Source organism: Caedibacter taeniospiralis (assembly GCF_002803295.2).
Lineage (GTDB): Bacteria > Pseudomonadota > Gammaproteobacteria > Francisellales > Francisellaceae > Caedibacter > Caedibacter taeniospiralis.
The window spans coordinates 118,966-132,605 of record NZ_PGGB02000002.1 but is presented as its reverse complement, the minus strand read 5'-3'; the positions used below and the strand labels follow the sequence as shown (position 1 = coordinate 132,605).

Sequence of the window (13,640 nt, the reverse complement as noted above, 5' to 3'; positions counted from 1 at the left end):
CTAGTATTTATTGTTCTTTGCATTGAATAAAATCAAGAGCTTTTTGCAAACGTTCGATCACCCTGTGCTTCCCTAACCATTTTAAGGTAATACCAATATCTGGCGATTGCCCTGAACCCGTCACGGCAACACGCACAGGCATCCCGACTTTGCCCATCCCTAGATTTAATTCAGTAGCAACATCTTTAAGTACCATGTGAAGCACATGCTCATCCTGCCACTGTTCAGTGGTTAATAGTTCGCACTTATTATTGACTGTTTTTAGCACTATAATCGCCTCTTGTGAGAGATGCTTGAGCGACGCCTTTTCATCATAGGTGTCAAAATCCTGATAGAAATAAACAGATTGCTGTACGAGTTCTTTTAATGTTTTTACCTTTTCTGCCATCACTGGAATAAGCGTTTCAAGCGCGGGACCATGACTGATGTCCAGTCCCGCTTGTACAAAATGGTAAGTTAAATGTTTAGCAATCTCTTCAGCAGGCAAGTGACGCAGATAATATTGATTTAGCCAATTGAGTTTTTCTGTGTTAAATGCGGAGGCTGAGGCATTAATATCATCCAATTCAAAATACTTCAGGATCTCCTCCATGCTAAAGACTTCCTGATCACCATGCGACCAACCTAGGCGAATAAGATAGTTAATCAAGGCCTCTGGCAAATAACCTTCTTCTTTGTATTGCATGACACTTACCGCACCATGGCGCTTTGACAGTTTTTTACCGTCATCTCCCAAAATCATCGGCACATGAGCAAACACGGGAATCTCAGCAGATAAGGCATGATATAAATTGATTTGCCTTGGGGTATTATTAACATGATCATCTCCACGCACAACATGCGTGATTTGCATATCAATATCATCAACAACCACACAAAAATTATAGGTTGGCGCGCTATCTGTGCGTTGAATAATTAAATCATCAAGCTCAGCATTCGCAATGCTGATCTCACCCTTGACTGCATCACGCCAGGTGACCACACCATTTTCTGGATTTTTAAAACGAATAACGTGTGGCATGGAAGGTTCTTGCTCATTCACAGATAAATGACGGCAATGTCGATCATAGCGAGGCTTTTCTTTGTTTGCCATCTGCGACTCTCGTAATGCCTCTAAACGTTCGCGCGAACAGTAGCAGCGATAGGCTTTATTTTGCTGCAATAATTGCTCGATGACTTCCTTGTAACGCGCAAAATGCTGTGTTTGATAATAAGGCACATCATCGGCATAAAGACCGAGCCAATCCATGCCATCTAGAATTGCTTGTACGGCTTCTGGTGTCGAGCGCTCAAGATCCGTGTCTTCAATTCTTAACACAAACTCACCATGGTTTTTGCGTGCATATACCCATGAAAATAATGCCGTTCGTGCACCACCGACATGCAAGTACCCCGTAGGACTTGGAGCAAAACGGGTTTTTACTTTTCTAGTCACAATAGTTATCTACCTTTAAGTTTATTCTCTGAAAAATGCAGTTTTATCTATTAGAAAATAAACTTGAACTGCACACCACTTTCTAACGTATTATTCTCGGGTTCCACCCAATTTCCGGTATTGCCCGTTGAAGTCTCTGAGGTTTGCATCTTCCAGTATTTAACATACGGGCCGACAAGCCACGCCCAACCTCCCTGATCACGCCCCAATAACACATAAGCATTAGCCCCCCAGCCCTCACGCTGGTCATTAGTAACCCCACCATCGACACTCGAATATTGAACGCCTTGAATCAATCCATCAAACTCAACCCTTGACTGCAACATAAATTTATTCTTACGCCAATCAAAGTCGACCCCTATGGGGATATAAAAGTAATTGGAAATCCTTTTATATCCCCCAGAAGTACCTGATGTGTCATTGTCTAGAAAACGGTACCCCAAGCCAACAAAAGGAGTTAAATTTACCCCTACACCTTGCCAGGAGAAAACATAACCAATTTTGGGTGAAACACCTAAAATGTAGCTATCGTCATTACTCATCTGAAACGGCTCTCCATTTTGGAGGAATCCATCATATTTACCATTGACAAAGGCAAGCTCGCCATCAACGATTAAAGTAACACGATTGCGATCGATGTATTGATAAGCACCATCCAGGCGAAAGCTCACTCCCTTGATATTCATGTACTTTTGCCCTTGCGGCGTATGAATCTTGGGCTCTTCATATTTGTAATAGCCAATCGCGGGAGAAATAGAAATTAATGAGCAACCCACCTTGTCTATTCCACATACTTCATAACTGTTTGCCACTGAAAATGACAATGCTGAAAATATCAGTGTCTTCTTGATTTTTTTGATCATCGCGAACCTTCTTAATTTGTTTGTTTCACAGTTGGAACCCTATATTGGATTTTAACTTTTGCACACGAAAACATGCTCTCAAATCCTTTAAGGCTTCCTCAAAGTCATCATTGATAATGACATAATCATATTCTTTGGCGTGAGAAGCTTCACTTTTGGCAGCCGCCATTCGTCTTGCGATAACCTCTTGTGAATCTTGTCCACGCTCTAACAAACGTTCACGCAACGCCGCTAACGAAGGGGGCATAATAAAAATACTCACACAGTTCTCTTTAAAAACTTTGCGAGCCTGCTTTGCACCTTGCCAATCGATTTCCAAGATAACATCTAAACCCTTTTCTGTTAGTTCCGAAACGGATGCTTTGGAGGTTCCATAGTAGTGATCAAAAACCCTGGCATATTCGATAAACGCATCTTCGGCAATCAGTTTCTCAAACTCAGTATTGGAGACAAAGTGATAGTGCACGCCCTCAAGCTCTTGCAAACGAGGTTTACGCGTAGTGTGCGACACACTCACGGCAATATCCTTCTGTATTTTCACCAATGCCTTAAGCAACGAAGTTTTTCCAGCACCTGAAGGTGCCGAAACAACATAAACCACCCCTGTTGTACTCATCTATTTCTGACTCTCTGTTTTATTTCCTTTTTCCGTGCTTAACATCGCCTGAACATGAGTCATAAACTTTTGTCCAAACAGCTTATCTCGAGTTGCCATCTCAAAATTAGCAATCAAAAAACCTAGTTTGTCACCACAATCATAGCGTGTACCCTTGAAGTTATGCGCCACTAGACGCTGGGTTTCAATCAATTTAGCAAGAGCATCGGTAAGTTGAATTTCGCCTCCTGCTCCTTTTGGAATGGTTTCCAAATAACCAAAAATTTCACCAGGCAGAATATAACGCCCAACAACAGCACTCGTTGATGGAGCTTTTTCAGGGGATGGCTTTTCAATAATCGCCTCAATGCTCTGATCCGCTCGTGTTTTAACGATGCCATAAGATCCCGTGTCTTTTCTTGGCACCTCTTGCACCGCAATTACACCACATTTTTGATAATAATATTGACGCATGAGCTGTGATAACGCCCCCTCACCATTGATGTTATCAATTAAGTCATCTGCCAATAGTACAGCAAACGGTTCATTCCCAACCAGGGGCTTGGCACATAGCACCGCGTGTCCCAAGCCAAGCGCTTCCCTTTGTCTGATATACGCACAGTTGACCCCTGCAGGTAGAATATTACGTACAGACTCCAGAAGATCAAGCTTTCCTTTTTGTTCGAGGTGATACTCCAATTCAAAGTTCTTGTCAAAGTGATCTTCAATCGCACGCTTATGGGTACTCGTCACAAAAATCAACTCATTAATACCCGCTTCAATCGCTTCTTCTACAGCATATTGAATCAACGGCTTATCAACAACTGTCAGCATTTCTTTAGGGGATGCTTTAGTAGCGGGTAAAAAACGCGTGCCAAACCCTGCCACAGGAAACACGGCCTTAGTAATCTTCATCAACTTACTCCTTAAAACTAGCCACCAATAGATTTAACTTTGTCATTAATCCACTGATAACAGTGTTCATTTAATTCATCTATCCCAAGCTCACTCGGTGAAATCGCAGGTCCAAATGACAAAGTCACCACCCCAGGCTTGATCAATCCCGCCTTATTTGGCCAAAACCTCCCTGAGTTATGTGCAACGGGAACTATCATCGCTCCTGTCGATTTTGCTAAGGTAATCGCTGTTTTATAAAACTTTGGATACGATTTGACAGGTACGCGTGTTCCTTCAGGAAAGATTACAATACTTAACCCTGATTGCAAACGCGCTTTCCCCATCTGCAATACTTTTTTAAAAGACTTCAGACTTTGTTTGCGATCAATCGGAATACTATCTACCGCTTTAAGCCCATGCCCAAACACTGGCACGCCTAGTAACTCCTCCTTTAAAACAAAACAGATATTATGTAACATTCCATGAAAAACAACTGTTTCCCAAGAAGATTGATGCTTACAAACATATACACATGGCTCACTCAGCAAATTCTCTTTACCTTCTACCTTTACTCGAAGCCATAAAAAAATGACTAGCCCTGAGCGTATGAGTACAGACCAGACTTTTGCAGGAATAAGTTTCACCCTGATCGGCAACCTAAGCACTCCCAGCATAACCGTTACTGAGGCTAAGACAATGGTCAATATCGCCATATACACCACAAAAATAATTTGGCGCACCCATAAAACACTATGCCACAAAAGGCGCACTAACTTCATACGATCGACTCCACAAACTGCTGTAAACTATCAAATACCATGATCTTAGCTAACTCATGCTGATGCTGCGCCAATGTTTTTAATCCTTTACCCGTTTTAACCAGTACAGGCGTGCAATTTGCTCTTAATGCTGCCTGAACATCCTTAAAACTATCACCAACAAAATATACTTCTGGTGTTAGTGCAATATTGAGCTTCTGACTGATTTCTTGAAGCATCCCAATCCCAGGCTTTCGACAATCACACTGATCATCTGGGGCATGAGGACAACAGGCAATGTGACAAATAGCATCTGCGTCTTCAGCCAGTAACTGATAAAGCTTCTGGTGCATTTGATGTAAATCAAAAAGGTCAAATAAACCTCGCGCAATTCCTGACTGATTCGTTGCAATTGCCACTTTAATTTCATTTTGTTTGAGTTTCTTTAGCGCCTCTATACTGCCTGCAATTGGCTGCCATTCGTCAACTGATTTAATATAGTCATCCGAGTCTTCATTAATAACACCATCTCGATCCAATATGACTAATTGGGGTTTTGCCAGCTCCATTACATTTCCGACTTTACAAATTACTTGATCAAATATTGGCGTTTCTCTTTAACCTCGCGCCATTTGTCCGCATCTTCTGGCGGATCACACTTCTCGGTGATATTGTCCCACACTTGCGACAACTCGCGATTAAGCTCAACAAACTCTAACTGATCTTCGGGTAATTCATCCTCTGAGTAAATAGCATTAACAGGACACTCAGGCTCACATAACGCACAATCAATACACTCATCAGGGTTAATAACCAGCATGTTCTCACCCTCATAGAAACAATCAACCGGGCAAACTTCAACACAATCCCCAAATTTACACTTAATACAACTCTCGGTTACTACAAACGGCATATATTCGATACCTTTAGACTCATCAAAACGTCAATATTCTAACACTTACCAAGTCTTTTAAAAGACCTAACTCCAGTAATTCACATTCATTCCTGCAACTTTTGCAGGACATATGCCAACTCTTTTGAAATAACAAAATTATTTCGCACTAACAGGCTGATCGTTTTGGTCTCGAATTGATCCAAAAACCAGTATTTTGTAGCAAAATCATAAACCGCATTGGCACGTAAGTACATGCTGTTCACTCCTTTTTGAAACTCTTTTTCCAGCTTATGCTTTGGCGGAAGTTTGACCACAATACTCTGCCTTTGCACATCATACACAGCACAGCATTCAGTATTAAGAAGCGTTATTTGTGTTTGATAATCCCTCATTTGTGCAGGTTTCTGCTGAATAGCTTCCTCGTCGATGCGATGATTTTTTTGCGTCTGTGCTTTCTGCAATTGCTGCTGCAAAAGATAATTTTGCTCCTTTAGCACTTTTTGATCTTCGATTAACTGTTGCAACCTTGCCTGCATACCATAAAAATTTACTTCTAAATGATCATTTTTTTGACGAATTTTCTTAAGTTGTAATTCACATTGATACACCTTGAGTTTAATGGCTTCATCGACATGAGCTTGAAGTTTTTCCTTCAAATTCAGCGCTACCTGTTTATGTTCATGCAACGCGCAAGACAATAACACCCGATCGATCACGGCACCTAAGCCCTGGACAGGAGTTTCGGTGGTTTTAATCACTTCTTTTTTAGCAACTTCACGCGCTTTATCAGGGTTTTCTTTGTACAGCAACACCTTATCTGTCACATCAAAAAAGGAATAATGCCTGTCCAGGAATTTACGCACTTTGGCAATGCTAATCTCCTGACCATCACGTTTTAGCATTTGACAAACTTCATTGACTTGGTGTTGGCTTAGCATAATTGACGACCTAAATAGATTCATCTTGGCGCTTTGTTAATACTTCAACGCCAATTTCTGTGATTGCCAAAGTATGTTCCCACTGAGCGGATAGACTCTTATCCTTGGTCACGGCAGTCCAGCCATCACGCAATATAGTGACATGTTTTTTACCCGCATTAATCATCGGCTCAATCGTAAAAGTCATCCCAGGTTTTAACACAGTTTGCAAACATTTATGCTCATGAGGCAACTTGGAAACATAGTGAAGCACCTGTGGTTCTTCGTGGAACGCCTGACCAATGCCATGACCACAAAACACTTCAACCACCGAGAAATTATGCGACTTTGCATGTTTCTCTATAGCGTTTGCAACATCTAGTAGCTTATTTCCAGGTTTAACTACTTCAATTCCCCTCATCAGGCACTCATAAGTAACATCGGTTAGACGCTGCGCCAATATCGAAGCCTTATCCCGCCCGCCCACAAAAAACATTTTACTCGTATCTCCATGAAAGCCATCTTTGATAACCGTCACATCGATATTGATAATATCCCCAGCTTTAAGCTTTTTATCCGAGGGAATTCCATGGCAGACCACGTGATTTATCGACGTGCAAATTGACTTAGGGAAGCCTCGATACTTCAAAGGTGCAGGAATTGCGGCTTGCTCATTAACGATGTAATCATGACAGATTTTATCCAATGCTTCGGTGGTTACTCCCGGAACAACATGTTGCCCTATCATCTCCAGCACATCAGCAGCTAAACGGCCTGCAACGCGCATTTTTTCTATCTGTTCGGGTGTTTTCAAAATTATATTATTCATTCGCCTATTACTTTTGAGTAAATTCATTATTGAGTCACAAAGGTCACATTGTACATGTATTAACACGAGCTTTTCCATGCAAAGAATGTCCTAAGGTGAAATTTAACGATAACAACTCCTCCGCAACGCCCTGGGCAGATTTAATCTCCCTAATTCGCCGTCAGCGCCTTTTTGTTAGGTTTTATCTTTCCGTGACACACCTTGCATCACCTGCGCCAATCGGAATTTCTTATTTCCTAATATCACCTGATTATAAATCACCAAATTACGCAAGATATTTTTGACGTACTGCCGCGTCTCAGCAAATGGCATAACTTCAATCCACTGATCAGCGGTAAGTTCATGTTCAGGCAACCATTTTGCTACATTGCCTTGTCCTGCATTATATGCTGCCATGCTTACAATTAAATTATTATTGAATAATTTATCCATGAAATTTAGATTTGCAGCACCTAACATAATCACCTTATCGGGTTGATATAAGTCACCTTCTTTGTAGTCAAGACGGTATTTTTTTGCCAAAAATTCAGCCGTTGTCGGCAATAACTGCATGAGTCCTGTCGCACTAGCCGATGAGGTACCATGCACGCGAAATGCAGACTCCTGGCGCATCATGGAAATAATCACCGCCGGTTTGATGGCAAACTCCTTTGCCGCCTTTTCAATATCTCCCCAAAACGCTAATGGATACAAACCCCAAAGATCATCGCTTGCACCTGCATTAGCGTAAGCACTTGTTGATATTTGATAGACTTTCCTTTGGGCAGCAAGCGTGGCAATAGCTAACTTTTCACCTAGGGTAAAACCATTGAGACTAAAGCGCCAAAGTGCATAAGACAAGCCATATTTCCCAATCTGGTATAAATCAAAAATCTGCAAAACGGTCTGATTTTTGCCAACCTCATCCGTTGTTTTCTTATCTGTCCTTGCCGCTTGATTACTCAGGGCATAGGATACGCCTAACTCATCTGCCGCTAAAAAACCGTAATAACTTGTCTGTTTAGCCAGTTCGGTTAATATCGGTTGTGCTTTCGTATTTTCTTTTAATCCTTGATAGCTTTTTGCCTGCCAGTAACACCACTCATCTGCGCCTTTGAGGTTACTAGGAAGCTCGTCATACCAGGTTAAATACTGCTGATAATCTCTCCAATAAATCGCCGTTCTTAAACGCCACTGCCATAATAAACTTGAAGCGTACTCGTTTTCAATCTTATCCAGCCATTGTATGGCTTGCTTGTCGTGTGATCTTGCATAGGCAATGGCAACTTCTGCATTGACAAGGTTTATCGTCTTCTTCTCTAATAGATGCTTTTGTTTAAACTTGAGCCAAAGATTTTCAGCATAAGGCGTATCCTTAGCTGATAGATTTGCCATCACACTCAGCATTGCCGCTGAAAAACCATTCATTTTATAATACCGTAACGTCCAATCACCCATATACTTATTAGGATTTTGAGTGGTCTTAAGCCATAGCGCATAAAAGCCTTGGAGCTCTTTATTTTGTGTTTTAGTGATCCATTTCACCGCTTGTTCCACATAACCAGAGCTTGCCAAAGCATAGGCTTTTAAACGAATTTGTTGCTCAGCTAAGTGAGCTTCTTTCCCCCAGATTGATTCAAACTCATTACATGCTTGAGGCAAGCGCGCACGTGATAACCATAGCTCCGTAAATTCGCTCACTGCTATGCTTTTTTGCCCAATAGCATACTCAGCTTGTACCACATAACATTTTCCATTAAATCCCAGATTGTTATCGTAATAATGTAAAAAATTTTGCCAATCTTGCTTTTTAAGATAAAAATTTGCCAGATCTTCTTTCAACTGTTTCGCCCAGAAAGTTCCTTTATTTTGCGTCAAATAGCTGTCGATTGTTTCCTGTTTAAAATGATCAGGATCAAGTGAAATTTCCTGATATTGTAAGAAAGGATATAACGGCGCTTTAGCCAATTTCGCTTTCACCTGATAATAAGCTTGATAATCCCTCTTTACTAAAAGGCTCTCTGCTTTCTGATAATTGCTGAGTTCAACCTTATCCATGGCATAGCTTGTTGAAAAAAGCACGACAGATGAGACAAGCAACGCTAATCTTCTAAATCGCATAAATCACACAGGTCCAAAGTATAGGTAAACGATGCTTCATTTAATAAGAAATATGCCACAAACTCAATAACGATCATGTCCTTTGCACTAAAAAGCATTACAATAGCACACCTTGGTCTCACCTCTATTCAATAATGCTCATTTTATACTCCGCTTTGATGAAGCGCCGTATTTATGACATTCAGAGCCCTAGTTGACGCCTTTGTCGCCACGATTATTCATAGCAACGAATTAAAATATATTTTAGGCATCTAAGCAACCGATAGGGAAATGCCTTTAAGAAATCCATTAACACTTAAATCCTCATCCAAATCTGTCCAATGAATACCCCTACCTCCAGCGATCAGTCGATAATTAAGGAGTTGCTCTTTTGTTGCATTTTCAAGCTTAGGGTACCACATCAGAGGAACGATAATAGTGCGAGCGTCCTTCAATCTAACAATCAACTCATCATCCGTAAATGAAACGTTATCCGCTATTGCTTCATGATGTAAAATATTCATACCACTTCTCCAAAAATACTCTCTTGTTCTCAACCACCATTTGTTTAATTTTATTTAATTCATGCGTAGTAAAACCATATGAACTAGCAAGTCGTACATCTACCAACCAAAATTTAGCCTCCTTATCCTCTCTTTCAACATGAATATGGGCAGGTTCATCGCTCTCATTACTGTAAAAGAAAAATCGATATGAACCAATTTTAAGCACAGTAGGCATGGAAATTCATGGTCTCAAGATTATTTAACTCGATTCTAGAGACTGTTAAAAGCTAAGTCAAAGACAAATTATCGATAACAGACCCAGTCTCCCAACATTTGTATGAATGAATAATCCACCTTCACTTACGTGCATAATACATCTCCAAATCATCCGTACCCCCAATATGCTGTCCATCAATATAGATTTGCGGCACGGTTTGTTTGCCTGTTAATGCTTTAACCGTGCGCATTGAAGCTCCCTGCCCCAGGATGACCTCATCATATACTTGCCCGTTATCTGCAAGTAATGTCTTTGCCCTTTGGCAATGCGGACATCCTGGTTTGGTGAAAATCGTCACCTCTTTTGGCAGCCTGGCATTAGGAGCAACATACTTGAGCATGGTGTCGGCATCAGAGACTTCAAATGGGTCACCTGGTTTATTGGGCTCAATAAACATCTTAGCGATGACACCATCTTTAACAAGCATCGCATAGCGCCATGAGCGCTTACCAAAGCCTAAATCAGCCTTATTGACAAGTAGACCCATTTTCTCGGTAAACTCACCGTTCCCATCTGGAATAAAAGTAATGTTTTCCACCTTTTGCTCTTTTTTCCAGGCATTCATGACAAAGGTATCATTGACGGATATACACACAATCGCATCAATTCCATGCTGTTTAAATACGGGGAATAGCTCATTGTAACGAGGCACATGTGAAGACGAGCACGTTGGCGTAAACGCACCAGGCAACGAAAATACAATCACATTTTTGCCTTTGAAAATATCACCGCTTGTCACATCCTTCCACTGCCCATCTTGCATCGTTTTGAAGGTTACCGCTGGCACTGTCTGTTTTTCTAGATTCTTAAACATTTTATTACTCCTGTGTTTATTTTAAGTTATTAGGATCAACTGTTAGCTGACTGCAATTACGTACTTTTGCACTTCTGAACACCCCGCCTCGCAAGCCTGGTCACTCTAGAGAGTCAGGCTTGCGAGGCACCCCTCTTGGAAAGAGGGGAATTTTCCGACCAGTTGTTGCCAGATTCCTCTCTTTTCAAGAGGGGGCGAAAAGCGCCCGAAAGAAGCAAATAGTTTCGCTTCTTTAGCTTTGAGCGCCACAAGCCTTATTTTTGATGATTACACTTCCAAACTTTATGTTATTTCTACTATAACACTACCTTTCAGATAACTTAAATCCCTGCCATTTAAAATATTCTCCACTGACAGCATTTTTTTCCCTGAAAACTGGAGCGCGGCAATATTGATTACCCCATCTACGGCTTGAACTTTTATCCCTTCTTTATCCACAGCTAAAACTTCACCAGACCTAGCGTTGACGGTGTTAGCAAGGATGCTAATATCTGCGATTTTTACCATTTCATTGTTAAGCCTTATGTATGCACTTGGCCAAGGGGTAAGTGCGCGTACTTTGCAGTCAATCAAACGGCAAGTGTTGTTAAAATCAATCAAACCCTCTTCTTTACTCAGCTTATGCGCATAGGTCTCACCTTTTGGCTGTGGTGTAGGGATAAGCTTACTCTCAGCAACTTTTTGAAGCACTGTGCACACAGCTGGAATAGATAATTCTGCCAGGCGATGATGTAAGCTCAGACTCGTGTCTGTTTCTAGAATTGGCGTTTCTGCGACATGCAGAATATCACCCGTGTCTAAACCCTCATCCATTTGCATGATCGTGACCCCAGTTTTATCATCCCCTGCCTCGATTGCACGTTGAATGGGGGCTGCTCCTCGCCATTTTGGTAAGAGTGACACATGGATATTGATGCAGCCATGTTTTGGTGCGTTTAAAACAGCTTTGGGCAATAACAGACCATAGGCAAGAACAACCATAATATCGGCTTTTAAATTCACTAATGCCGCAACTGCCTCTGGCTCTTTTTTAAAGGATGCAGGCTGAAAAACAGGAATCTCATGCGCCAATGCACACAATTTAACTGGGGAACTTTCCAGCTTTTTACCGCGCCCCTTGGCGCGATCTGGCTGGGTAAACACACCAACGATATTATAATTCTGGTCAATGAGTGCTTTCAAAACTTCAGCTGAAATATCAGGGGTTCCTGCAAATACGATGCGTAATGATTTTGCTTTATTTTGCATGCGGATAAATACTGATTAACGATAGGCGTAAGCATAAAGATTGGCACCATCTAACGGTCCTGTATTACCCGAAGCCACACAATTACCCATGACTTTTGTCGCACCATATTGAGCCGCTAAGGCTTTTGCTTTTTGCACATTTTGCTCACAAGCTACCTGAATTTCTTCCTTTGTAGTGTAATGTGTATCACTACGAATAATGCCAATCGGAGATTCACTGAAATTATTGACAGGCACAGCTTTGCGCAGATTCATATCTTCTGAGGCATAAAACTGAACTTCTTCAGGCTTTACTGGACTGTAAACTTCTTCGGTTTGCGGCAAATAAACAGCATGTGCCTCATAGTTTGTTTTGGGGACAATTGCCCAAAAAAAGCCAATAACGGCAATTAAAATCCCTGCATAAATAATATTTTGTTGTAAACGACTCATGTAAATTAACGGTCTAAATTTAAATTAATGGCTATCATAGCACAGTCATCTTATGACAATCCATGCTGTTTATTGCCCTATTTAACGACCAAGCGTTCTAATGACTAAAAAGATCAAAAATGGGGCTCCAATTAATGCCGTAATAATACCGACAGGAATAACCATCGGATAAAGGATGTTTTGTGATAAAAACTGACTGATGAGCATCAATATCGCGCCCCACAGGAAACTGGTAATCAACAGGTATTTCATTTTGTTAGTGCCAATACACATTCTTGCCACATGGGGCGCAACAAGCCCTAAGAAAGCAACGGGTCCTGCAATGGAAACAATAGCAGCGACCAGGAATGCCAAAAAAACAACCAATAAAATCAGTAACTGCTTCACATCAAGCCCCATCATCGCGGCTTCTGTCTCTCCAAGACTCAATAGATCAAAAGCTTGATGCTGATGAAAGGTAAAGGTACAAAACACAAGAGTAACCATGCCAAGTATCAACACTTGCAACCAGCTGACATTAACAAAACCACCAAACTGCCATAATGTCATTTGCTGTAGTGTTTGCGCGTCGCTAAAACTCATTACCAGAGCCGTCAACGCACTAAACCCTGCCGACACTCCAACGCCGAGCAAAATAACTACAGCAATATTGGCAAGCCTATCCTGAATGGCAATAACCAATAAAAACAGGATTAATACCATCAATGCACCAACAACACAAGCCGTAAAGAACAACAGATAGGAATACTCAAATACGCTCTTAAAATAACCAGGTAAAACAAATAAAAGAGCTAATCCAACAAACTGGCTGCCTGACGAGATGCCAAGAATACTGGCATCAGCAAGCGGGTTGCGTAGTACCAGCTGTAAAACAGCACCGCTGACACCGAGCCCTCCACCGACCAAAATAGCTGCGCACCAGATAACAAGCTGATACTGCCAAAATATTTGGCTTGCGAGCTCAATTGTCAAATTCGATACTTTTGCATAAGAAAACCAGGCGATACCCATGAGCAGAATGACTAATCCTAAAAGTAATCCAATATTAAGACCAACTATTTTTTTTGTTTTATCACGCAACACACCCTCACCTTA

Annotated in this window: 16 protein-coding genes; all 16 read right to left on the bottom strand. The window is 41.3% G+C overall.

What is annotated here, in order from left to right; all coding sequences use genetic code 11:
* Positions 1-7: 7 nt before the first annotated feature.
* A complete protein-coding gene (gene gltX, locus CU053_RS01505) occupies positions 8-1,435 on the bottom strand; it encodes a glutamate--tRNA ligase (RefSeq protein WP_100550586.1) in 1,428 nt (475 codons plus the stop codon).
* 50 nt (positions 1,436-1,485) lie between these two features.
* On the bottom strand, positions 1,486-2,298 hold the full coding sequence (locus CU053_RS01500; RefSeq protein WP_100550587.1) for a hypothetical protein: 813 nt from the start codon (positions 2,296-2,298) through the stop codon (positions 1,486-1,488).
* 25 nt (positions 2,299-2,323) lie between these two features.
* Positions 2,324-2,914, bottom strand: coding sequence for a guanylate kinase (gene gmk, locus CU053_RS01495; protein WP_100550588.1), 591 nt, complete (start codon positions 2,912-2,914; stop codon positions 2,324-2,326).
* Positions 2,915-3,808, bottom strand: a complete 894-nt coding sequence (gene galU / locus CU053_RS01490) for a UTP--glucose-1-phosphate uridylyltransferase GalU (RefSeq protein ID WP_100550589.1) — start codon at positions 3,806-3,808, stop codon at positions 2,915-2,917.
* 17 nt (positions 3,809-3,825) lie between these two features.
* Positions 3,826-4,569 carry a lysophospholipid acyltransferase family protein gene (locus tag CU053_RS01485; RefSeq protein WP_100550590.1) on the bottom strand — a complete coding sequence of 248 codons (744 nt, stop codon included), beginning with the start codon at positions 4,567-4,569 and terminating at the stop codon, positions 3,826-3,828.
* Positions 4,566-5,117: a D-glycero-beta-D-manno-heptose 1,7-bisphosphate 7-phosphatase gene (gene gmhB, locus CU053_RS01480; protein WP_100550591.1), complete on the bottom strand. Its 552-nt coding sequence runs from the start codon at positions 5,115-5,117 to the stop codon at positions 4,566-4,568. Before gmhB ends, CU053_RS01485 begins: the two co-directional genes overlap by 4 nt.
* A gap of 20 nt (positions 5,118-5,137) precedes the next feature.
* Complete coding sequence (gene fdxA, locus CU053_RS01475) at positions 5,138-5,461, bottom strand: ferredoxin FdxA (RefSeq protein ID WP_100550592.1); 324 nt, start codon at positions 5,459-5,461, stop codon at positions 5,138-5,140.
* Between the two features lie 86 nt (positions 5,462-5,547).
* Positions 5,548-6,381, bottom strand: a complete 834-nt coding sequence (locus CU053_RS01470) for a hypothetical protein (RefSeq protein ID WP_158106915.1) — start codon at positions 6,379-6,381, stop codon at positions 5,548-5,550.
* Positions 6,382-6,391: 10 nt separating this feature from the next.
* Entirely contained in the window at positions 6,392-7,216 is an 825-nt protein-coding gene (gene map, locus CU053_RS01465; RefSeq protein ID WP_100550594.1) for a type I methionyl aminopeptidase, read from the bottom strand.
* Positions 7,217-7,363: 147 nt separating this feature from the next.
* Positions 7,364-9,289 carry a lytic transglycosylase domain-containing protein gene (locus CU053_RS01460; RefSeq protein WP_100550595.1) on the bottom strand — a complete coding sequence of 642 codons (1,926 nt, stop codon included), beginning with the start codon at positions 9,287-9,289 and terminating at the stop codon, positions 7,364-7,366.
* Between the two features lie 251 nt (positions 9,290-9,540).
* Positions 9,541-9,792, bottom strand: a complete 252-nt coding sequence (locus CU053_RS01455; protein WP_100550596.1) for a DUF2442 domain-containing protein — start codon at positions 9,790-9,792, stop codon at positions 9,541-9,543.
* Positions 9,773-10,009, bottom strand: coding sequence for a DUF4160 domain-containing protein (locus tag CU053_RS01450; protein ID WP_100550597.1), 237 nt, complete (start codon positions 10,007-10,009; stop codon positions 9,773-9,775). The genes CU053_RS01455 and CU053_RS01450 overlap by 20 nt, the downstream gene beginning before the upstream one ends.
* 121 nt (positions 10,010-10,130) lie before the next feature.
* A complete protein-coding gene (locus CU053_RS01445; protein WP_100550598.1) occupies positions 10,131-10,865 on the bottom strand; it encodes a glutathione peroxidase in 735 nt (244 codons plus the stop codon).
* A gap of 282 nt (positions 10,866-11,147) precedes the next feature.
* On the bottom strand, positions 11,148-12,113 hold the full coding sequence (gene fmt / locus CU053_RS01440; RefSeq protein ID WP_100550599.1) for a methionyl-tRNA formyltransferase: 966 nt from the start codon (positions 12,111-12,113) through the stop codon (positions 11,148-11,150).
* 15 nt (positions 12,114-12,128) lie between these two features.
* On the bottom strand, positions 12,129-12,545 hold the full coding sequence (gene fvfA, locus CU053_RS01435; protein ID WP_100550600.1) for a Francisella virulence factor A: 417 nt from the start codon (positions 12,543-12,545) through the stop codon (positions 12,129-12,131).
* Positions 12,546-12,626: 81 nt separating this feature from the next.
* Positions 12,627-13,628, bottom strand: a complete 1,002-nt coding sequence (locus tag CU053_RS01430; protein ID WP_100550601.1) for a FecCD family ABC transporter permease — start codon at positions 13,626-13,628, stop codon at positions 12,627-12,629.
* Positions 13,629-13,640: the final 12 nt, after the last annotated feature.